The organism is Streptomyces sp. ITFR-21 (assembly GCF_031844685.1).
GTDB lineage: Bacteria > Actinomycetota > Actinomycetes > Streptomycetales > Streptomycetaceae > Actinacidiphila.
On sequence record NZ_CP134605.1, the window covers coordinates 4,096,443 to 4,116,010 of the forward strand.

Here is a 19,568-nt window from a genome sequence, read left to right on the forward strand (position 1 = left end):
GCCTCGCCCCGCCTCGCCCCGGCCTGCCCCGCCTCGCCTCGCCCTGCCCCGCCTCGCCTCGCCCTGCCCCGCCTCGCCCTGCCCTGCCCCGCCTCGCCCCGGCCTGCCCCGCCCCGGCCCGGCCGGGCCGCGTTCCCCCCGATGTGCGGCGACGCGCCGGTGGCCGCCGCCCGCGCTCGGACGCCGGACCGGTGGAATCCCCGGACCGGCGCCTTGTTCCGGCGGCCTCGGAAACGGATCCGGGTCACTCTGATTCCGCGCGGAGGAATGACATAGGGAATCTCGCGGTCCGCGGCGCGGATTCAGCCTTCCGCGGTGCCCTGGTCGGCGTCGTCGCCTTCACTTCGGCCGTCGAGTTCACGCAGGCAACGGTGAACGGCCTCGGCCGCGTGTGCGACGGTGCCGACGCCGACGCCGAGATGAACATCCTCGGCGGCATGGCGGGTCTGGCGCTCGCCGCGTCGTTGACCGCCCGGCGGCAGCCGATCGCCTGGCCGGCCGGCGTGAAGGCCGCGCTGATCGCCTCCGCGCTGCTCCTGGTGTCGGCTGTCGGAGTGGGACCACTGCCGACCTTCCGGCACATGGACCGCACCGGACCGTCGGCCGCGAACTCGCAGCAGCGGCGGGCCGTGGCAGAAGCCGTGCGGGAATCCTTCGGAGACCACTACGAACTGGGGGAGGTGGCCGGTCAGCCGTGCGTCGGAGCCGCGTGCCGGAACATCATCTTCACCATCTTCACCCTGCTCAGTCGGGACAGGGCACACCCGGAGGCGTTCGGCAACGGCAGTCTCTCCTGGCCGGACCGGGACCATCTGAACGTGCTGCTGGAAAACAGCGACCGTCCCGGTCCCCATGGGATATCCCGTGCCGGGGGCGAAGCCTCCAGCCAGTGGGCAGGAGGCTTATCAGGTGGCCCGCTCGTACACGGGCCGGCACTACCCGTGGACGCGGCGGACGGGACCGTCTACGACGGCCTCGGGACGCGGGTCGGGACCGGCTGACCTCCGTCCGGCGCGCGGAGTCAGTCCCGCCGGCCCGCGCGGCGGACCGCTTCGGGGACGGTGATGTCGCCCGCGACGAGTTCAAGGGTGCGGCCCGCGGTGGCGGGGGCGTCGAGGAGGGCGAGCAGGACGGCGGCCACGTCGTCGCGGGGGATCGAGCCGCGGCCGGTGTCGGCGCCGAGGTTGACGCGGCCGGTGCCGGCCGCGTCGGTGAGGGCACCCGGGCGCAGGATCGTCCAGTCCAGGCCCGCGCCGCGGGCCCGGATCGCGTCGTCGGCCGCGCCCTTGGCCCGCAGGTAGGCGGTGAAGATCGGGTCGGGGTTGGCCGCCCCGGCGTCGGCGCCCCGGGAGGAGACGATCAGGAAGCGCCGTACGCCCGCCAGCTCGGCCGCGTCCGCGAGCAGCACCGCCGCGTCCCGGTCGACGGTCAGCTTGCGCTCGGCGCCGCTGCCGGGCCCCGCCCCCGCCGCGAAGACCGCCGCGTCCGCGCCGCGCAGCACCTTCGCCACCTCGTCCACCGCGGCGGCCTCCAGGTCCAGCACGACGGGCTCAGCGCCCACCGACACCAGGTCCTCGCTCTGCGCCGGGTTGCGGATCAGCCCGACCGCCTCGTCCCCGCGCCCGGCGAGCAACCGCTCCAGCCGTAGCGCGATCTGTCCGTGTCCACCCGCGATGACGGTACGCATACGCCCGACGGTACGCCGCCCGGCCCTCCTTTTGCCGCCGCCTCGCCTCCGGCCGCTTCGACCCGGGGGTGCCGTCGGGCGTGTCGGCGCCCCAGGGGGGGGTGCCCCAAGGGGGGTGCCCGGTGGGGTTGGGGTGCCGTGGTGGGTGCTGTCGGGGGGCAGGGGTGCCCGGCGGCGTGGAGGTGCCCGTGGTGGGTGCCCGGTGGGTTGGGGTGCCCCAAGGTGGGTGCTGTCGGGCGTGAGGGTGCCCGTGGTGGGTGCCCACCAGGGTTGGGGGTGCCGTGGGGTGGGTGCTGTTGGGCGTTGTGGCGCCGTCCTTTCCTCTTTTTTTGCCGCCTTCTCGCCTCCGGGCGCTTGGGTCCGGTGTCGACGGTCCTCGTCGTACGGTCGCTCCTTCGTCGCTTCCTTCTCCTCGTCTCTTTCGACACCGGCGCGCCCTTTGGCTCGCCGGCTACCGGTGGACCGTCGGGCGGATCGGTGGCCGAGGGTGGGTGCCCGTCGGGGTGAGGGTGCCCCTTTGGTGGGTGCCGTCGGGCGTCAGGGCACCCAAGGGGGGCGCAGGCCCGGGGTGGCTGGGTTACCCCACCCGGCGCCGTACGGTCCGCCGGTCCGTTCACCTGACGCCGTACGGCACCCACCCCGGGGCACCGACACGCCCGACGGCGCGCCCCCACGTCTACCGACCCGCTCGACGGTTCGCCGGGTAGCCGGTGAGCCGAAGGGCGCGCCGGTGTCGAAAGGGAGAGCGCGCGGAGTGAGCGAGGTACGAGCGAGTGAGCACGGTCGACCGTCGACACCGGGTTTAAGCGCCCGGAGGCGAAGCGGCGGCAAAAAAGGAGAAACCCGCTACTCCTCCCGGTGAGACTGCCGTGGCAGGTCGAGTACCACCCCGGCCGCCGAGTCGCAGTACTCGCGTACCGCGCTGGTCCTGGACACCACCCGGCCGCGGTGGATCACGATCCGGCTGTAGGCCAGGGAGAGGATGCCGGCGACGGTCTCGCCGCGTACCGCGAGGAGTTCGGCGGGGAAGCCCGCCTCGACCCGGACCTCGGGCAGTCCGACGACCGCTCGGGCCTCGCCGCTGACCAGGTCGTACGCCTGGGGCGCCGCGCACTCGCCGTAGGAGGCGAGCAGGAAGGCGGCCTCCAGGGGGTCGCCGCGGCCTACCGGGTTGGTGAGGTCGCCGAGCGCGCCGCTGCCCGCGGCCACCCGTACGCCCGCCGAGCGCAGCGCGCGCACCGGCGTCGAGCCGTACCGGTCCTGGACGCAGCAGCCGCCCTGCGGCAGCGCCACCACCGAGACGCCGGCCGCCGCCAGCCGGGCCGCGGTGGTGGCGACGGCCGTCGCGGGCAGCCGGCTCAGGCCGTGGCAGGGGCCGAGGGTGACGCCGGGCCGCAGGCCGCCGGCCATCGCGGCCAGCCGGGCCAGCCGGGCCGGGTCGTCGGCGGCGGTGTGCAGGTCGACCGGGACCCCGAACTCGGCGGCCAGCGACACCACCGCCTCCGTGTATCCGCTCGGATCCGGGTCCAGGTCCGGGCAGCCGCCGACCGCCGCGGCGCCCATCTTCAGCGCGTCCCGCAGCATCGCCAGCCCGTCCGCGCCCGCGGCCCCGGTCAGCAGTCGCGGCAGCGCGACCGGTTGCACCTCCACCAGGCCGCGCAGCGCCTGCCGGGCCTGCAGTACGGCCTCCAGCGCGCGCAGCCCCTGCACGTCGCCGATCCGTACGTGGCTGCGTACCGCGGTCGCGCCGTGGCCGAGTTGCAGCAGGGCGGCCTCGGTGGCCCGGCGCTGGACGTCCTGCGCGTCGCCGGTCGGCGGGCCGCCCGCGGTCAGCGCCTGGTCCAGGTGGGCGTGCGGTTCGGCGGGTGCGGGCAGCAGCAGGTAGCCCCGCAGGTCCACGGAGGTGCCGGTGGCCGCCGCGGCGGCCGGGACGAGGCTGCCGGCGGTGCCGACGGCCTCGATCCGCGGGCCGTTCAGCCGGACGTCCACGATGCGGCCGTCGGTCAGCCGGGCGCCGCACAGCAGCAGGGTGGCGGTCTCCGCGGCGGTCTCACGAGGGCTGTCGGTCATCGCGCTCCTCCGGGTGCGGGCAGGCGGACGGCGGGGCGAGCCAGGATCACGCCCCCCGACCCTAGGCCCCGCACCCCGCGCCGCCCGCCACCTGCGATTAGTACGACCGCCGTGCGCCGTCCTCTTCCCCCGGGGGCGTCCCCGGGCCCGCCCCGAGCGGGAGCCGGCTCCCCGCCCCGCCCCGCCACCGGGACGCACACCCCCGGCCGCCCGCGCGGCAGGCTCCCCGCCGCTCACCGCTCACGGCACGCCGCTCGGCCCGCGCCGTCCGCGAGCCCCCCGATCGAGCGAAGCCCGGCGTCGATGAGGTCGGCCGCGCGGCGGACGTCGGCGCACACCGCCGCATGCACCCGGGCGGGCGCGGAGCCGTCGCCGAGGTGCCTGCGCAGGCTCTGGAACTGGATGGTCCAGAGTCCGACCAGGGCGGTCGCCGCGATCTGCGGCTCCGGGTCGTCCGGGCTCGTCCCGGCCAGTGCCTCGGCGGCCGTACGGACGAGCCGGTCGGTCATGTCGCGCTGGTGGGCCCGCAGTGACGGCGTGGACTGGAGGAGTGCGCCGAAGCGCATGACCAGGCGGCCGGCCGGGACCGGGTCGTCCTGGCCGGCGAGCCAGGAGGTCATACCGCCCAGTTCGTCGGACAGCAGTCCGAGCACCGCCTCGACGGGCGACCGGCCGGGTTCGGCGGGCGCGACGTCACCGAGGTCGCCTACCGGCTCGAACCCCGCGCCGGGGGAACCCGCTTCGTCTACGAGCACACCGGCTTCACCGGCGTCGGCGGCCTGTTCACGGCGAAGCCGCTGGGCGGCGTCCGCCGCAAGATGCTCACCGTGGGGCTGCCCCGGTCCTCGCCGACCACGACGAGGAGGGCCGGCTCCGTCCCGGAAGCACGCTCCGACCGAGGTCCCAGCCGTAGTGCTCCGCGCGGCCGGGACCCGGTGCCGGCCGGTCCCCGGACCCCGCCCGGCAGGGGGGCCGCAGAGGTCGGCGCAGAGGCCGGAGCAGGGGGCGGAGCAGGGGGCGGAGAGGGTCCGCCGGGGTCCGATCTGCCCCGGGGGATACGGATTTCACGTATGGCAGCGGAGCGTGTAATGTCTTCCTCGCTCGCCCCAATAGCTCAGTCGGTAGAGCGTCTCCATGGTAAGGAGAAGGTCTACGGTTCGATTCCGTATTGGGGCTCTGATGGTCGGCCCCCCGCCTCACGGGGCGGGGACCGCCATCGCAGCGGCGTAGCTCAGTCGGTAGAGCAAGCGGCTCATAATCGCTGTGTCACCGGTTCAAGTCCGGTCGCCGCTACTCTCCGTAGCCGATTGTGGGATCGGTCCCTCAGTCGGCTACTATCCATGTGTTCATCACACCCGTTCGTCAAGGAGCACTCACGTGGCCGCCACCGACGTCCGCCCGAAGATCACGCTGGCCTGCGTGGAGTGCAAGGAGCGGAACTACATCACCAAGAAGAACCGGCGCAACGACCCGGACCGTCTTGAGATGAAGAAGCACTGCCCGCGTTGCAACGCGCACACCGCGCACCGCGAGACGCGCTGACCCGCACCCCAAGCCCACGCCGCCGTCCGCGCACAGCGCCACCGTGCGCGGACGGAACAGGACGGCAGGACTCCCACCTCCACCGGGAGTCCGCCCATCCGGCAGCTCTACGTACCGCGAGGCCGTCCCCGTGTCACCGCCGGGGGCGGCCTCGCGGCGCGTTCGGCCCGGCGTTACCGCAGTCGATCCCGCAGCCGTTCCCGTGCCCGGAGGTGCCGATGGCCCTGGACCAGTCGTTCGTGGGGCGGAGTTATCCGCCCACCGCCCCCTATGAAGTGGGCCGGGAGAAGATCCGCGAGTTCGCCGAGGCGATCGGCGACCCGCATCCCGCCTACGTGGACCCGGACGCGGCCAAGGCGCTCGGCCATTCCGACGTAATCGCCCCGCCGACCTTCGCCTTCGCCATCACCTACAAGGCGGCCGGCATCGTCATCTCCGACCCCGCCCTCGGCCTGGACTACAGCAGGGTGGTGCACGGCGACCAGAAGTTCGCCTACACCCGTCCGGTACGGGCCGGCGACCGCCTCACCGTGACCTCCACGATCGAGCGGATCAAGACGCTGGGCGGCAACGAGGTCCTGGACATCCGCGGCGAGGTCCACGACGAGTCGGGCGAGCACGTGGTGACCGCCTGGACGAAGCTGGTCGCCCGTGCGGCGGACGCGGACGACGCAGACGACGCGGCCGGCGGGGCGGCGGACGGACCGGCCGGTGGGGCCCCGGAGGGCGCGCCCGGCGAGGCGCCCGCCGTGTCCGCGCCCGCCGGGTTCGAGAGCGGGTCCGAGAGCGGGTCCGAGGCCGCGCCCGAAGGCGCGGCCGACGCGAAGGGGGAGGCGTGATGGCCGCGGCGATCGCTTACGGGGACGTGGAGGTCGGCACCGAACTGCCGTCGCGCGCCTTCCCGGTCACCCGGGCCACGCTCGTGCAGTACGCGGGTGCCTCCGGTGACTTCAACCCCATCCACTGGAACGAGAAGTTCGCCCGCGAGGTCGGCCTGCCCGACGTGATCGCCCACGGCATGTTCACCATGGCCTCCGCGGTCCGGGTCGTCACCGACTGGGTGGGCGACCCGGGCGCCGTCGTCGAGTACGGCGTCCGCTTCACCCGGCCGGTCGTCGTCCCCAACGACGACCAGGGCGCCACCGTCGAGGTCGCCGCCAAGGTCGCCGCACTTCTCGACGACAACCGCGTCCGGGTCGACGTCACCGCCACCAGCGCCGGCCAGAAGGTCCTCGGCGTCGCCCGCGCGGTCGTCCAACTGGCCTGAGCCCGATCCCTGGCCTGAGCCCGATCCCTGGCCTGAGCCCGAGCTCCGGGACGGGGCCGGCACCCGGTCCCTGACCCCCGGGCCGAGCCCGGGATCGGGGCTGGGGCTGACGCCCGCTTCCCCGCTTGCGGCTGAGCCGCGCCCGGCCCGCACACCACGCGCCCGGCCCCCGCCACCCCGGGGGGGCCGGGCGGCGGGCGTTCCAGGGCTCCCGGGGGCGGGATACGGCGGCGCCGATGATCCGACGACCGGACCGGGACGACCCCGCCTTGACGCAGGTAGTGATTGGCCACTAACTTAATCGCATGGTCAGGATGAGCGCACAGGACCGGCGTCAGAGCGTCATCCGCGCGGCGATGAGCGAGTTCGCCCACGGCGGGTACAAGGGCACCTCCACGGAGGCCATCGCCCGCCGGGTGGGCGTCTCGCAGCCGTACTTGTTCCGGCTCTTCCCCAACAAGCAGGCCATCTTCCTGGCCGCCGCCGAGTACTGCATGGACACCACCCGCGAGGCCCTCACCGCCGCCGCCGACAAAGTGCCGGCGGAGGAGCGGCTGGAGGCGATGGGGCGGGCGTACCAGGAGCTGATCCACGACGACCCGGAGCGGCTGCTCATGCAGATGCAGACGTACGTCGCGGTGGCCTCCTCCGAGGCGGCCGGGGACCCGGGGTTCGGCGAGGCGGTACGGGAACGGTGGCAGGCGCTGTGGGACGCCGTGCACCTGGAGCTGGGCGCGGACGTGGACGAGACCACGGAATTCCTGGCCTATGGAATGCTTATCAACACGCTGGTGTCGCTCGGTTTTCCGGCCGACCACCGCAACTGGGAGGGCTTCTACGTGGCGGCCAGGCCCTAGGGTCCGTTGTTCCCCAGGGGGGTGAGCGGGCGGGTGTGAGGGCGCCCGGGGCAGGGGAGGGCGTTTTTTTGCCCGCGGAAGTTAGTCATCAATAACTAATCTGAGGGGAAACGGAACGATGAACAGGCAAGCCGTAGAACGACCGGCGAGCGCGGCCTGGGCACTGGTCATCACCAGCGTGGCCGGGTTCATGGCCGCGCTGGACAACCTCGTCGTCACCACCGCGCTGCCGTCCATCCGCAAGGACCTCGGCGGCGCGCTCTCCGACCTGGAGTGGACGGTCAACGCGTACACGCTGACCTTCGCCGTCCTGCTGATGTTCGGCGCCGCGCTCGGCGACCGGTTCGGCCGCCGCCGGCTCTTCGTGGCCGGAATCGCGCTCTTCACCGTCGCCTCGGCCGCGGCGGCGCTGGCCCCCGGCATCGACGCGCTGATCGCGGCGCGGGCGGTCCAGGGCGTGGGCGCGGCCGTCATGATGCCGCTGACGCTGACGCTGCTCACCGCCGCGGTGCCGGCCGAACGCCGCGGCATGGCGTACGGAATCTGGGGCGCGGTCAACGGCCTGGCGGTGGCCAGCGGCCCGCTCATCGGCGGCGGGCTGACCGAGCACATCTCCTGGCACTGGATCTTCTGGTTGAACGTGCCGATCGGCATACTCCTCATCCCGCTGGCCCGGCTGCGGCTGCGCGAGTCCTACGCGCCGGACGCCCGGCTGGACGGGCGCGGCACGGTACTGGTCAGCCTCGGCCTGTTCGGCGTCGTCTACGCGCTGGTCAGCGCGACCTCGCACGGCTGGACCAGCGGGCGGGTGCTCGGCGGGCTGATCGGCGGCGCGCTGCTGGTGGCGCTGTTCGTCCGGCACGGGCTGACCGCGGACAAGCCGATGCTGCCGATGCGGATGTTCAGGAACCGCGGGTTCGCGGCCATCAACGCGGCGAGCCTGCTGATGTTCGTCGGCATGTTCGGCTCGATCTTCCTGCTCAGCCAGTTCCTGCAGAACGTGATCGGCTACGGGCCCACCGAGGCGGGGCTGCGGATGCTGCCGTGGACCGGAATGCCGATGATCGTGGCGCCCATCGCGGGGTACCTGTCCGACCGGATCGGGGGGCGGTCGGTGGCGGCGACCGGGCTGGCGCTGCAGGCGGTCGGGCTGGGCTGGTTCGCGCTGATCATCTCGACGGACGTGTCGTACGCGGCGCAGCTGCCGGCGCTGATCATCAGCGGGACGGGGATGGCGCTGTTCATCGCGCCGGCGACGAATCTGCTGATGTCGTCGGTGCGGGGGGCCGAGCAGGGGATCGCCTCCGGTACGAACAACGCGTTGCGGGAGATCGGTGGGGCGCTGGGGATCGCGGCGCTCGGGTCGATCTTCGCGGCGCGCGGTGGGTACGGGTCGGGGTCGCTGTTCGTGGACGGGCTGGTGCCGGCGCTGTGGGTCGGGGCGGGGATTTTGGTGGCGGGGGTGGTGGCGGCGGTGCTGTACCCGCGGGGGCGTGCGGGGGATGGTGGCGGGGCTGGGGCTGGGGCTGGGGCTGGGGACGAGGCGGCGGTGGGGGTGCGGGTGGGGGCGTGAGGGGTTTTGGTACCGGGAGTCGGGCTGCGGTCGCCGGTGCGGGGGGCTCGGGGCCGATTTCGCCCGCGGCAACCGACCGCGGCCCTGATGCCTCCGCCCCGCCGGGCGCTCCCGGCTCGCGGTCGGTCACGGGTGGACGGTGGCGTTGTCGCCGGTGACCGCCGTCCCGATGTGCTGGGCGGCGATCGCACGCCCACCCGACGCCGTCACCGTCACCCGCCCGCTCCACCAGCTGAACGACCTCCCCGTCCACACCCGCCCCCTGACCACCCGTCACCCACCGACGGGACCAGCGTAGAAACACGTTCGTCCCCGCGAGAGCGGAACGCCGAACCCACCCGCAGCGGTTCCGGCACCAGCCCACCGGACCGGAACCCGACACGCAGCCGGAATCCCCAGGCGCGTCCGCCTCTGTGGCGTCGGCGTGCGGTCGGTTGCTCGCCGGCCGGAGACGGCCGGACCTGCGCGGGCAAGAAGCAGGCGTCGTTGCAAGCGGTGAGCCCTCGCCGGGTTTCCGGCGAGGGCTTCGCTGAGCGCTGTCCTGCGCGCGGGCAGGCACGTCCTTGAGGAGGTACGGGAACAAGCGGGGGAGGATCCCGGGGCGGCCGGGCAGGGGCGCCCCGGGGCAGGGTGGGCTGATCGGGTGGGGTTACGCCGCGATGGCGTGGCGGGTGTCCGCGCCCTCGATCTGGATCTTGCGGGGCTTGGCCTTCTCGCTGACCGGGATGTGGACGGTCAGGACGCCGTGCTCGTAGGACGCGGTGATGCGGTCCGTGTCGAGGGTGTCGCCGAGGAAGACCTGCCGGGTGAAGGTGCCCAGGGTGCGCTCGTCGGCGACGAGTTCCGCGCCGTCCGGGGTGTGGCCGGGCCGCTGGGCCCTGACGGTGAGCACGTTGCGCTCGATGTCCAGGTCGATGGACTCCGGGTCGATGCCCGGGAGGTCGAAGCGGACCACGAAGTCCCCGCCGTCGCGGAAGGCGGTCAGCGGCATGGCGGCGGGCTTGGCCTGGGTGCCGAGCAGCTGCTGCGCGAGCCGGTCGAAGTCACGGAACGGGTCAGTACGCATCAGCATGGTCTGTCAGCTCCTCACGTGCTGAGAAACGGTTCGGTCGGTGTCCTGGGCGCTTCCCGCGGGTGGGTCGCGGCTTTCGGACATCACCTTTATACCCCCGGACGAGGAAAGTTGACAACTACCGACTCAAGAAGATGGATGCTTGTGTCCGCCTGTCAGAGGTGGGTGCCGACGAGGACGGGCTCGTTGGTGAGGGGGATTCCGAAGGTCTTCCGGACGCCGTCGCGGACCTCGCGGGCGAGGGTGAGGAGGTCTTCCGTGGTGGCGGTGCCGCGGTTGGTGAGGGCGAGGGTGTGTTTGGTGGAGATGCGGGCCGGGCCGGTGCCGTAGCCCTTGGGGAAGCCGGCGCGGTCGATCAGCCAGGCGGCGGACGTCTTCGTACGGCCGTCCTCCGCGGGGTAGGCGGGGGGTTCGGTGCCGGCGCCCAGGTGGGCGTGGACGCGGAGCAGGAAGGCGTCCCATGCGGCGGGGGTCAGGACCGGGTTGGTGAAGAAGGAGCCGGCCGACCAGGTGTCGTGGTCGGCGGGGTCCAGGACCATGCCCTTGCCGCGGCGCAGGGCCAGGACGGCCTGTGCGGCCTCGGCCAGCGGCACCCGGTCACCGGGTTCGACGCCGAGCGCGCGGGCGGTCTCGGCGTACTTCAGCGGCCCGGACAGGCCCCCGGCGTCCTCCAGCTCGAACCGGACCCGCAGGACGACGAACCGCTCCGGTTCCGTCTTGAACCGGCTGTGCCGGTAGGAGAACCGGCACTCGGCGTTGCCGAGGGTGACGGTCCCGCCCGCCACCCGGTCGTACGCGACCACCTCGGTGATCGTGCTCGACACCTCTTGGCCGTACGCGCCCACGTTCTGGATCGGCGTCGCCCCCGCCGACCCCGGGACGCCGGCCAGGCACTCCACCCCGGCCAGGCCGGCCGCCACCGTGGCCGTCACCGCGCCCGCCCACTCCTCCCCGGCGGCGACCTCCACCCGGGTGCCCGCCACGGTGATCCCCCGCGTGGCGACCTGCACGGCGGTGCCGCGGAACCCGCCGTCGGCGATCACCACGTTGCTGCCGCCCCCCAGCACCAGCACCGGCTCGCCCCGCCGGTCCGCCGCCGCCACCGCCTCGACCAGCTCCCCGTCCGTCCGCGCGACGACCAGCCGGTCAGCGGGCCCCCCCAGCCGAAAGGTGGTCAAATCCGCGAGCGAGGCATTCTCCTGTACGTCCACCCGCTCACCCTAAGTGCAGGGTTGCACGGCGCCCCCACTCTGCCGGGCACCCCCGCGCCGTACCGCACCTGCCCCTCGGTGCCGTTGCGCCCGACGGCCCGCCCCCGCGTCCACCGACCCGTTCGACGTTCGGCCGTGTAGCCGGTGAGCCGAAGGGCGCGCCGGTGTCGAAAGGGAGAGCGCGCGCAGTGAGCGAGGTACGAGCGAGTGAGCACGGTCGACCGTCGGCACCGGACCGAAGCGCCCGGAGGCGAAGCGGCGGCAAAAAGAGGGATTGGGCGGTGCCACAACGCCGTACGGCGCCCACCCGTGGGCACCCCTCCATGGGCGCCCACCCCACCGCACCCCACCCCACGGCGCCGATCCCCCCGGCAAAACCCCCCCTGCCACCCCCGCGCCACCCCCCCCGTGCCCCGCCCCCACCGCCCCGCCGAGCCCGACGGCCCCCACCGCCCCGCCGAGCCCGAAGCCCCCGGTCGCCCTCTAACCCTCCGCCCACGCGTCGATGTCGGCCAGGAGGCGGGTGCGGGTCTCCTCGGGGGCGCGGGAGGCGTAGACCGAGTGGCGGGCGAGTTCGGCGAGTTCGGGGTCGGTGAAGGCGTGGACGTCGCGGGCGATCTCGTACTGGGCGGCCAGCCGGGAGCCGAACAGGAGGGGGTCGTCGGCGCCCAGGGCCAGCCGGACGCCCGCGTCGAAGAGGGTCCGCAGCGGGACGTCCTCGGGCTTGTCGTAGACGCCGAGGGCGACATTGGAGGCCGGGCAGACCTCGCAGGTGACGCCCGATTCGGCGAGCCGTTTGAGCAGGTGCGGGTCTTCGGCGGCGCGGACGCCGTGGCCGATGCGTTCGGCGTGCAGGTCGTCCAGGCAGTCGCGGACGCTGGCCGGGCCGGACAGCTCGCCGCCGTGCGGGGCCGCCAGCAGGCCGCCCTCCCGGGCGATGGCGAAGGCGCGGTCGAAGTCGCGGGCCAGGCCGCGCCGCTCGTCGTTGGACAGCCCGAAGCCGACCACCCCCCGGTCGGCGTACCGGACCGCGAGCCGGGCCAGCGTACGGGCGTCCAGGGGGTGCTTCATCCGGTTCGCGGCCACCACCACGGCCATCCCCACCCCGGTCTCCCGGGAGGCGCTGCGCACCGCGTCCAGGATGATCTCCAGGGTCGGGATCAGGCCGCCGAGCCGGGGGGCGTACGAGGTCGGGTCGACCTGGATCTCCAGCCAGCCGGAGCCGTCCGCCGCGTCCTCCTCCGCGGCCTCGCGGACCAGCCGCTGGATGTCCTCCGGGGTGCGCAGGCAGGAGCGGGCGATGTCGTAGAGCCGCTGGAAGCGGAACCAGCCGCGCTCGTCGGTGGCCCGCAGCTGCGGCGGCTCGCCGGAGGTCAGCGCCTCGGGCAGGTGCACTCCGTGCTTGTCGGCCAGCTCCAGCAGGGTGCCGGGGCGCATGGAGCCGGTGAAGTGCAGATGCAGATGTGCCTTGGGCAGGCTGCGGATCTCCCGCGGAGCGGGCGGCCGGCCGCCGGGCGCCGCCGGAGCCCGGTCGCGGACCGCCGCGTACCCGCCCGGGGCCGCCGGGGCCTCCGCGTACCCTTCCGGGGCGGCCGGGCCCCGGTCCTCGGCCGCCTGGGCCCCGCCTGTCGTACGTACCTCACGTGCCATTCCAGGATCCTGCTATACCTCGGCCCCCGCCCGGTACCACTTTCTCCGAACGGGGGCTTGCCCGAATACACGGACGGCACGCGGCGGCGGCCGGAACCGGCCGGTAGCCGACCGGAAACCGCAAAGGCGGCCGGTCCGGCAACCCGGTCCGGCAACCCGGTCCGGCAACCCGGCCCGGTGTGGTCAGTCGGCGGCCTCGCCGAGCAGCTTCTGGAGCCGCGAGACGCCCTCCACCAGGTCGTCGTCACCCAGCGCGTAGCTCAGCCGCAGGTAGCCCGGGGTGCCGAAGGCCTCACCGGGGACGACCGCGACCTCGGCCTCGTCCAGGATCAGCGCGGCCAGGTCCACCGAGGTCCGCGGGCGCTTGCCGCGGATCTCCTTGCCGAGCAGTGCCTTGACCGACGGGTACACGTAGAACGCGCCCTCGGGGACCGGGCAGACCACGCCCTCGATCTCGTTGAGCATCCGGACGACGGTCTGCCGGCGCCGGTCGAAGGCGACGCGCATCTCCGCGACCGCGTCCAGGTCGCCGGAGACGGCGGCCAGCGCGGCGACCTGCGCCACGTTGGAGACGTTGGAGGTGGCGTGCGACTGGAGGTTGGTGGCGGCCTTCACCACGTCCTTCGGACCGATGATCCACCCGACCCGCCAGCCGGTCATGGCGTACGTCTTCGCCACGCCGTTGACCACGATGCACTTGTCCCGCAGCTCGGGGAAGACCGCCGGCAGCGAGGTGAAGGCCGCGTCGCCGTACACCAGGTGCTCGTAGATCTCGTCGGTGAGCACCCACAGGCCGTGCTCGACCGCCCAGCGGCCGATCGCCTCGGTGTCGGCCTCGCTGTAGACGGCGCCGGTCGGGTTGGACGGCGAGACGAAGAGCAGCACCTTGGTGCGCTCGGTGCGGGCCGCCTCCAGCTGCTCGACCGAGGCCCGGTAGCCGGTCGTCTCGTCGGTCACCACCTCGACCGGGACGCCGCCGGCCAGCCGGATCGACTCGGGGTACGTGGTCCAGTACGGGGCCGGGACGATCACCTCGTCGCCCGGGTCGAGGATCGCCGCGAACGCCTCGTAGATCGCCTGCTTGCCGCCGTTGGTCACCAGTACCTGGGACGCGTCCACCTCGTAGCCGGAGTCGCGGAGCGTCTTGGCGGCGATGGCCGCCTTCAGCTCCGGCAGGCCGCCGGCCGGGGTGTAGCGGTGGTACTTCGGGACGCGGCAGGCCTCGGCGGCGGCTTCGACGATGTAGTCGGGGGTCGGGAAGTCGGGCTCGCCGGCGCCGAAGCCGATCACCGGGCGCCCGGCGGCCTTGAGGGCCTTCGCCTTGGCGTCCACGGCCAGCGTGGCGGACTCGGAGATGGCCCCGACCCGGGCCGAAACCCGTCGGTCGGTGGTGGCGGGCCGGGCAGGCGGTACAGGGGGAGTAGCAGCGCTCATGACGAGCATGGTCCCAGACCCGATGCGGGCGCGGCACCCGTGTTTGCGGGGTATTACGGCCGGATGAACGGCCGGATCGGTGCGGGTCGCGAAACCGGTGGCCGCAAGGCGTTCGACGGGGAGCGCCGGACCACGTACACTCATCCGTCGGTGGCCCTCCCGGCAGCAGGACTGAGGTACGTTGGGGGAGTCAGCATAGGGTCGTAGCTCAATTGGTAGAGCACTGGTCTCCAAAACCAGCGGTTGCGGGTTCAAGTCCCTCCGGCCCTGCTCCACACGTTCCAGCAGGGGCGTGGGCTGTAAGCACTCGCCGTACCGCGCGACGGGCGCGGCATGGCACACGACCGGAGTCAGGTGAGGACGAGTGACCGAGATCACGGACTCCATCGATGTTCCTGAGCCTGGTACGACTCAGGACGACCAGGAGACCGAGAAGAAGCCCCGCCGCGGTGGCAAGCGCGGAAAGAAGGGCCCGCTCGGGCGCCTTGCTCTGTTCTACCGCCAGATCATCGCGGAGCTGCGCAAGGTCGTCTGGCCGAATCGTAACGACCTGGTGACGTACACCACGGTGGTGATTGTCTTCGTCGTGGTCATCATCGCGTTCGTGAGCGTGGTTGACTGGGGTTTCTCGAAGCTCGTCTCGTACGTCTTCGGCTGATCCCCGCGGCGGGCGCGATCACCATGTCGCGCGCCCGTCGCATGTCCCACCCTTGAGAGTCAGGAAGAGCAGCCACCGTGTCTGACCCGAACGTGTACGACGCCGCCGCCGATGACGAGTCTGCCGAGGGCGACGACACCGCGCTCGACATCGTCGAGGGGGCCGACGCCGACATCGACCAGGCAGAGGCTGCCGATCTTGCCGCGGGCAAGGCCGCCGAGGAAGAGGCGGTCCAGGACGCCGCGGACGCTCCCGAGGCCGCTGAGGACGACGAGGAACCCGACTCCTCGGTTCCGGACGAGGCCGCGGCGGCCCCCGGGCCGGTCGACGCGGTGGCCGCCTTCCGCGAGGAGCTGCGGACGCTGCCCGGCGAGTGGTATGTCATCCACACGTACGCGGGTTACGAGAACCGGGTGAAGTCCAACCTGGAGCAGCGTGCCGTCTCGCTCAACGTCGAGGAGTACATCTACCAGGCCGAGGTGCCCCAGGAAGAGGTCGTCCAGATCAAGAACGGCGACCGCAAGACGATCCGGCAGAACAAACTCCCCGGTTACGTCCTGGTGCGCATGGATCTGACGAACGAGTCGTGGGGCGTCGTCCGCAACACCCCCGGTGTCACCGGCTTCGTCGGCAACGCCTACGACCCGTATCCGCTGACCCTCGACGAGATCGTCAAGATGCTCGCCCCCGAGGTGGAAGCCGCCGCCGAGGCCGCCGCGATCGCCGACGGCACGGCCCAGCCCCGCAAGGTCCAGGTCCAGGTCCTCGACTTCGAGGTCGGCGACTCGGTCACCGTCACCGACGGCCCCTTCGCGACCCTCCAGGCCACGATCAACGAGATCAACCCGGACTCCAAGAAGGTCAAGGGCCTCGTCGAGATCTTCGGCCGGGAGACCCCGGTCGAGCTCAGCTTCGACCAGATCCAGAAGAACTAGGCTCCTCCCGCTTCGAAAGGGCCCCCGGTCGGCGCGTCTGCGCCGACCGGGGGCCCTTTCGGCTGCGCGGGGGCGTCGGCGCCGCAGGCCGCTCCTCCGGTGCTGCCCGCCCGGCGGGTCCGGCGGCGCATGGCCGGCCCCCTGCTCGTCGACGGACTGCGCCACGGGCAGCCGCTGAACACCGCCGCAGCCCCCGGCGCGCGGGTGGACGCGGGCGGGGGCTGCGGCGGGTGCGGGGGCGCGCGAGGCGTGAGGGACGCGCGCGGCGCCGTAAGGGTCAGTCGTCGGCGTTGAGGACCGGGAGGTAGCCGGCGGAGTGGCCGACGGCGGTGGGGTGGTAGGACTCCCAGATGGGGAGGGCCAGGTCGTGGAGGTAGTTGTCGCCGGAGCAGAGCTCGTGGCCGCGGAAGGTGCTGCGGACGTCGCCGAAGACGAAGCCGTGGGCGGCGGCGCGGGTGGCCGTGGTGGTGTCGATCAGGTCGGCGGCCTCGTCGATCTTCTGGTGCTTGGTGGCGCTGAGGCCGATGCAGAAGACGTTGAGCGTGTAGATGTCCGGGTATCCCAGGACGACGACGCGGGCCGAGGGGGCCTTGGCGTGGATTGCGTTGTAGACCGCGTCGAGCCGGCCGGGCAGGGTGTTGCGGACGTAGCTCTCGGCCGTGTTGACCCGGTTGACGCAGGTGCTGTCGGAGCCGGTGACGCAGGTGGTGATCACGTCGGAGAAGCCCGCGTCGTTGCCGCCGATGGTGACGGTGACCAGCGTGGTGGCTGAGCTCAGGCCGCCGAGCTGACTGTTGATCACATCGGTCGTCACCGCCCCGGAGCAGGCGGCGAACGTGAACGACGACGGCGCGTGGGCGGCGGCCCACAGTGCGGGGTACGCGCTGTTGCTGCGGTGGCAGTCGCCACTCGAACTGATGTAGTTCCCGGCCCCGTTGCCGGCCGAGTACGAGTCCCCGAGGGCGACGTACGAGGGTCCGGCCGCCTGGGCCGGACCGGTGCCCACGATGGCGAGGGCGAGAGCGGCTACCAGCGCGCCGAGCGCTGACAGTGACCTGGTGAGTCTCACGGAACCTCCTGGTCGGGCAGGATCGCTGCCTGGGAAAGGTGACCAGGTGATTACGTAACATCACTTGATTGACGATGTCCATGCCAAGGGCAACGCGTGTAGATTTTCTTTGCGCTTCCGTTAGGTCACGGACGGTGGCCAAGAGGCCGCTGCCCTGGGCCGCTCACCGCCGGTGGCGTGCCCGCGGGCCGGGTGTCCTCAGGCGGTGGGCGCGGTGGGCGCGTTGGGCGCGGAAGGCGCCGCGAGTGCCGCGCGGTACGGGCGGAAGAAGGCACGCAGCTCCGCCGCGTACAGCTCGGGCTCCTCGAACGCCGCGAAGTGGCCGCCCCGCGCCGGCTCGGTCACCCGGACCGCGTTCGCCGTGCGTTCGAGCCAGGCCCGCGGCGGGCGGACGACGTCGCCGCCGAAGATCGAGAAGCCGGACGGCACCTCGACCCGGCGGGCCAGCTGCGCGGGCGGGATCGCGGCGTTCGCGCTGTACATCCGCATCGAGGAGCCGATCGTCCCGGTGAGCCAGTAGAGCGTGACGTTCGTCAGGATCTCGTCCTTGGTGAAGCTCCGCTCGATGTCGCCGCCGCAGTCGCTCCACGACCGGAGCTTCTCGACGATCCACGCGGCCAGCCCGACCGGCGAGTCGGTCAGCCCGAAGGCGGCGGTCTGCGGCTTCGTCCGGTGCACGGCGGCGTACGCGCCCTCGCTCGCGCCCCAGGCCGCGGCGCCCGCCATCCAGGCGCGCTCCTCCGGCGTGAGGTCCGCCGGGTCGCCGCCGAAGATCGGCAGGCCCGCGTCGGTGCGGTGGACGGCCACGACCCGGTCGGGGTGGTCGAGCCCGAGGTAGCGGCTCACGTGGCTGCCGATGTCGCCGCCCGCCGCGCCGAACCGCGGGTAGCCGAGGACGGTCATCAGCTCGGCCCACAGGCCCGCGACGTCGACGGAGTTCAGCGGCGCGCCGGTGGGGCGGTCGGAGTACCCGAAGCCGGGCACGTCGGGCACGACCACGTCGAAGGCGTCGGCCGGGTCGGCGCCGTGCGCGCCGGGGTCGGTGAGGAGCGGGACGACCTTGGCGTAGCGCCAGAAGGAGTCCGGCCAGCCGTGGGTGAGGACCAGCGGCAGGACGGGCCCGGTCGGCGCGGCGGCCCGCACGTGCGCGAAGTGGACTCGCAGGCCGCCGCCGAGCGGGACGCGGAAGCGGGGGAACCGGGCCAGCGCCGCCTCCTGTGCCGGCCAGTCGAACCCGTCCGCCCAGTACGCGACGAGCTCGCGCAGATAGCCGAGGTCGGTGCCGAGCGACCACCCGGCGTCCTCGGGCGCGTCCGGCCAGCGCGTCGCACGCAGCCGCGTGCGGAGGTCCTCCAGCGCCGCGGGCGCGGCCCGCGGGCTGTACGGCTCGGGGCGGGGAGCGGCATCCGGCATGAAACGCATCCTACGACCCGCGCGCCGCCGGCCCGCGAACGCCCCGGCGCGTGCCGCCGGGCCGGTTCCGCGGGCCCCGGAAGCGTGCGGCGGAGGGGCCGCGCTACCCCGGGGTGCGGCGGCCCGCTGCGGGTGCCCGGCTCACCGCGCACCCCCGCGGGCGTGCAGCCAACCCCGCGCGTACGAGACGAAGCGCCGGACCGCCGGGTCCGCCTCGTCCGCCCGCCAGGCCAGGGACACCGCGTACGCCGGCGGTACGCCCCGGAAACGGCGCACGGCCACCTCGGGGGGCGCCAGCTTGCGGGCGCGGCCCAGGTCCATGACGGAGATGCCGGCGCCGGCCGCGACCGCCGCCACCACCTGCTCGAAGTCGGGCTCCTCCGCGGCCAGTTCGGGCGGCCCGTCCGGCCATACGTCGCCGACCAGTTCGTCGTACAGGCTCGGGCCGGACTCCCGCGGCCACAGCACCACCGGCAAACACCGCAGGTCCTGACGGTCCATCAGCTCACACGCGGCCAGGGGATGGCCGGCCGGCAGCACCACGGCGGCCTCCTCGCGGCTCACCACCGCGGAGTCGACGCCCGGCTCGCGCACCTCACCCCGTACGAACACCGCGTCCAACCCGCCGTCGAGCAGCAGCCGCAGGCCCCACGCGGACATCGTCGTGGTCACCGTCACCCGCACGCGCGGGTGTTCGCCGCGGAAGCGGCGGATCAGGTCCGAGACCAGGTCGTCGGCGCCCGAGCGCGAGTACGCCACCCGCAGCCGGCCGTCCGCCCCGTCGGCCACCGCCCGTACCCGCTCGCCGAGTTGGTCGGCCGCGGACAGGACGGGACCGGCGCCGGCCAGCAGGGCCTCGCCAGCCGGCGTGAGGGCGACGCCCTGCGGTCCCCGGTCGAGCAGGACCACCTTGAGCTCCTTCTCCAGCACCTTGATCTGCTGGCTCAACCCCGGTTGGGCGATCCGGAGTTCGGCCGCCGCCCGGCCGAAGTGCAGATGCCGGGCAAGTACCACGAAGTACCTCAGGCGGCGCAACTCCATGCGCTCAGCGTAACGTTCGCCGCAACCGCGCCCCGGGCCGCGCGCACCCCGCCGGGCCCGGCGGCCCCTCGCCCCCCGTACCGGCCCGA

Annotated in this window: 17 protein-coding genes, 3 tRNA genes and 1 pseudogene; 11 read left to right on the forward strand and 10 right to left on the reverse strand. The window is 73.4% G+C overall.

Going from position 1 to position 19,568, the window contains the following annotated elements; genetic code table 11:
- Nucleotides 1-371: 371 nt before the first annotated feature.
- On the forward strand, nt 372-1,001 hold the full coding sequence (locus RLT57_RS18020; protein ID WP_311298421.1) for a hypothetical protein: 630 nt from the start codon (nt 372-374) through the stop codon (nt 999-1,001).
- Nucleotides 1,002-1,021: 20 nt separating this feature from the next.
- Here the strand turns inward: RLT57_RS18020 and RLT57_RS18025 are convergent, their stop codons facing one another.
- The 3 genes from RLT57_RS18025 to RLT57_RS18035 all read right to left on the reverse strand — a co-directional run bounded on the left by RLT57_RS18025 (nt 1,022) and on the right by RLT57_RS18035 (nt 4,512).
- A complete protein-coding gene (locus tag RLT57_RS18025) occupies nt 1,022-1,687 on the reverse strand; it encodes an NAD(P)H-binding protein (RefSeq protein ID WP_311298422.1) in 666 nt (221 codons plus the stop codon).
- A gap of 846 nt (nt 1,688-2,533) precedes the next feature.
- Nucleotides 2,534-3,757 carry an amidohydrolase family protein gene (locus tag RLT57_RS18030; RefSeq protein ID WP_311298423.1) on the reverse strand — a complete coding sequence of 408 codons (1,224 nt, stop codon included), beginning with the start codon at nt 3,755-3,757 and terminating at the stop codon, nt 2,534-2,536.
- Between the two features lie 233 nt (nt 3,758-3,990).
- The gene (locus RLT57_RS18035; protein WP_311298424.1) at nt 3,991-4,512 is read right to left on the reverse strand and encodes a hypothetical protein; all 522 of its coding nucleotides are present in this window, start codon (nt 4,510-4,512) and stop codon (nt 3,991-3,993) included.
- 348 nt (nt 4,513-4,860) lie between these two features.
- Here RLT57_RS18035 and RLT57_RS18040 point away from each other — a divergent pair.
- The 7 genes and pseudogenes from RLT57_RS18040 (at nt 4,861) to RLT57_RS18070 (ending at nt 8,996) form a co-directional block, all read left to right on the forward strand.
- Nucleotides 4,861-4,933 (forward strand) — tRNA-Thr (locus tag RLT57_RS18040).
- A 44-nt stretch (nt 4,934-4,977) separates the two neighbouring features.
- Nucleotides 4,978-5,050, forward strand: a tRNA-Met gene (locus RLT57_RS18045).
- An 84-nt stretch (nt 5,051-5,134) separates the two neighbouring features.
- Entirely contained in the window at nt 5,135-5,299 is a 165-nt protein-coding gene (rpmG, locus tag RLT57_RS18050; protein ID WP_004571794.1) for a 50S ribosomal protein L33, read from the forward strand.
- A gap of 218 nt (nt 5,300-5,517) precedes the next feature.
- Nucleotides 5,518-5,961 (forward strand): annotated as a pseudogene (locus RLT57_RS18055) (FAS1-like dehydratase domain-containing protein); the annotation flags it as partial.
- A 176-nt stretch (nt 5,962-6,137) separates the two neighbouring features.
- Nucleotides 6,138-6,566 carry a MaoC family dehydratase gene (locus RLT57_RS18060; RefSeq protein ID WP_311298426.1) on the forward strand — a complete coding sequence of 143 codons (429 nt, stop codon included), beginning with the start codon at nt 6,138-6,140 and terminating at the stop codon, nt 6,564-6,566.
- A gap of 305 nt (nt 6,567-6,871) precedes the next feature.
- Complete coding sequence (locus RLT57_RS18065) at nt 6,872-7,423, forward strand: TetR/AcrR family transcriptional regulator (protein WP_311298427.1); 552 nt, start codon at nt 6,872-6,874, stop codon at nt 7,421-7,423.
- A 118-nt stretch (nt 7,424-7,541) separates the two neighbouring features.
- Entirely contained in the window at nt 7,542-8,996 is a 1,455-nt protein-coding gene (locus tag RLT57_RS18070) for a DHA2 family efflux MFS transporter permease subunit (RefSeq protein WP_311298428.1), read from the forward strand.
- A 649-nt stretch (nt 8,997-9,645) separates the two neighbouring features.
- Here the strand turns inward: RLT57_RS18070 and RLT57_RS18075 are convergent.
- From RLT57_RS18075 to RLT57_RS18090, 4 genes are all read right to left on the reverse strand, one after another.
- On the reverse strand, nt 9,646-10,068 hold the full coding sequence (locus tag RLT57_RS18075; RefSeq protein WP_311298429.1) for an Hsp20/alpha crystallin family protein: 423 nt from the start codon (nt 10,066-10,068) through the stop codon (nt 9,646-9,648).
- 155 nt (nt 10,069-10,223) lie between these two features.
- Nucleotides 10,224-11,279, reverse strand: a complete 1,056-nt coding sequence (locus tag RLT57_RS18080) for a UDP-N-acetylmuramate dehydrogenase (protein WP_311298430.1) — start codon at nt 11,277-11,279, stop codon at nt 10,224-10,226.
- 483 nt (nt 11,280-11,762) lie between these two features.
- Nucleotides 11,763-12,929, reverse strand: coding sequence for an adenosine deaminase (locus RLT57_RS18085; protein WP_311298431.1), 1,167 nt, complete (start codon nt 12,927-12,929; stop codon nt 11,763-11,765).
- A 183-nt stretch (nt 12,930-13,112) separates the two neighbouring features.
- The gene (locus tag RLT57_RS18090; protein ID WP_311298432.1) at nt 13,113-14,363 is read right to left on the reverse strand and encodes a pyridoxal phosphate-dependent aminotransferase; all 1,251 of its coding nucleotides are present in this window, start codon (nt 14,361-14,363) and stop codon (nt 13,113-13,115) included.
- 197 nt (nt 14,364-14,560) lie between these two features.
- Between RLT57_RS18090 and RLT57_RS18095 the strand changes: the two genes are divergently transcribed.
- The 3 genes from RLT57_RS18095 (at nt 14,561) to nusG (ending at nt 15,956) form a co-directional block, all read left to right on the forward strand.
- A tRNA-Trp gene (locus RLT57_RS18095) sits at nt 14,561-14,633 on the forward strand.
- Nucleotides 14,634-14,727: 94 nt separating this feature from the next.
- Nucleotides 14,728-15,021 carry a preprotein translocase subunit SecE gene (gene secE / locus RLT57_RS18100; protein ID WP_311298433.1) on the forward strand — a complete coding sequence of 98 codons (294 nt, stop codon included), beginning with the start codon at nt 14,728-14,730 and terminating at the stop codon, nt 15,019-15,021.
- A 77-nt stretch (nt 15,022-15,098) separates the two neighbouring features.
- A complete protein-coding gene (gene nusG, locus RLT57_RS18105) occupies nt 15,099-15,956 on the forward strand; it encodes a transcription termination/antitermination protein NusG (protein ID WP_399128917.1) in 858 nt (285 codons plus the stop codon).
- A 277-nt stretch (nt 15,957-16,233) separates the two neighbouring features.
- On the opposite strand, the gene RLT57_RS18110 is transcribed toward nusG, so the two are convergent.
- The 3 genes from RLT57_RS18110 to RLT57_RS18120 form a co-directional block, all read right to left on the reverse strand.
- A complete protein-coding gene (locus RLT57_RS18110) occupies nt 16,234-17,025 on the reverse strand; it encodes an SGNH/GDSL hydrolase family protein (protein WP_311298434.1) in 792 nt (263 codons plus the stop codon).
- 198 nt (nt 17,026-17,223) lie between these two features.
- Nucleotides 17,224-18,438, reverse strand: a complete 1,215-nt coding sequence (locus RLT57_RS18115) for an epoxide hydrolase family protein (RefSeq protein ID WP_311298435.1) — start codon at nt 18,436-18,438, stop codon at nt 17,224-17,226.
- 141 nt (nt 18,439-18,579) lie between these two features.
- Complete coding sequence (locus RLT57_RS18120; protein ID WP_311298436.1) at nt 18,580-19,479, reverse strand: LysR family transcriptional regulator; 900 nt, start codon at nt 19,477-19,479, stop codon at nt 18,580-18,582.
- Nucleotides 19,480-19,568: the final 89 nt, after the last annotated feature.

What these genes read in the sequence shown, in the direction of transcription:
- RLT57_RS18030 (WP_311298423.1), bottom strand. Translation starts at nt 3,757, where the DNA reads ATGACCGACAGCCCTCGTGAGACCGCCGCGGAGACCGCCACCCTGCTG.
- RLT57_RS18060 (WP_311298426.1), top strand. Translation starts at nt 6,138, where the DNA reads ATGGCCGCGGCGATCGCTTACGGGGACGTGGAGGTCGGCACCGAACTG.
- RLT57_RS18120 (WP_311298436.1), bottom strand. Translation starts at nt 19,479, where the DNA reads ATGGAGTTGCGCCGCCTGAGGTACTTCGTGGTACTTGCCCGGCATCTG.
- RLT57_RS18065 (WP_311298427.1), top strand. Translation starts at nt 6,872, where the DNA reads ATGGTCAGGATGAGCGCACAGGACCGGCGTCAGAGCGTCATCCGCGCG.
- RLT57_RS18090 (WP_311298432.1), bottom strand. Translation starts at nt 14,363, where the DNA reads ATGAGCGCTGCTACTCCCCCTGTACCGCCTGCCCGGCCCGCCACCACC.
- RLT57_RS18025 (WP_311298422.1), bottom strand. Translation starts at nt 1,687, where the DNA reads ATGCGTACCGTCATCGCGGGTGGACACGGACAGATCGCGCTACGGCTG.
- RLT57_RS18085 (WP_311298431.1), bottom strand. Translation starts at nt 12,929, where the DNA reads ATGGCACGTGAGGTACGTACGACAGGCGGGGCCCAGGCGGCCGAGGAC.
- RLT57_RS18115 (WP_311298435.1), bottom strand. Translation starts at nt 18,438, where the DNA reads ATGCCGGATGCCGCTCCCCGCCCCGAGCCGTACAGCCCGCGGGCCGCG.
- RLT57_RS18070 (WP_311298428.1), top strand. Translation starts at nt 7,542, where the DNA reads ATGAACAGGCAAGCCGTAGAACGACCGGCGAGCGCGGCCTGGGCACTG.
- RLT57_RS18075 (WP_311298429.1), bottom strand. Translation starts at nt 10,068, where the DNA reads ATGCTGATGCGTACTGACCCGTTCCGTGACTTCGACCGGCTCGCGCAG.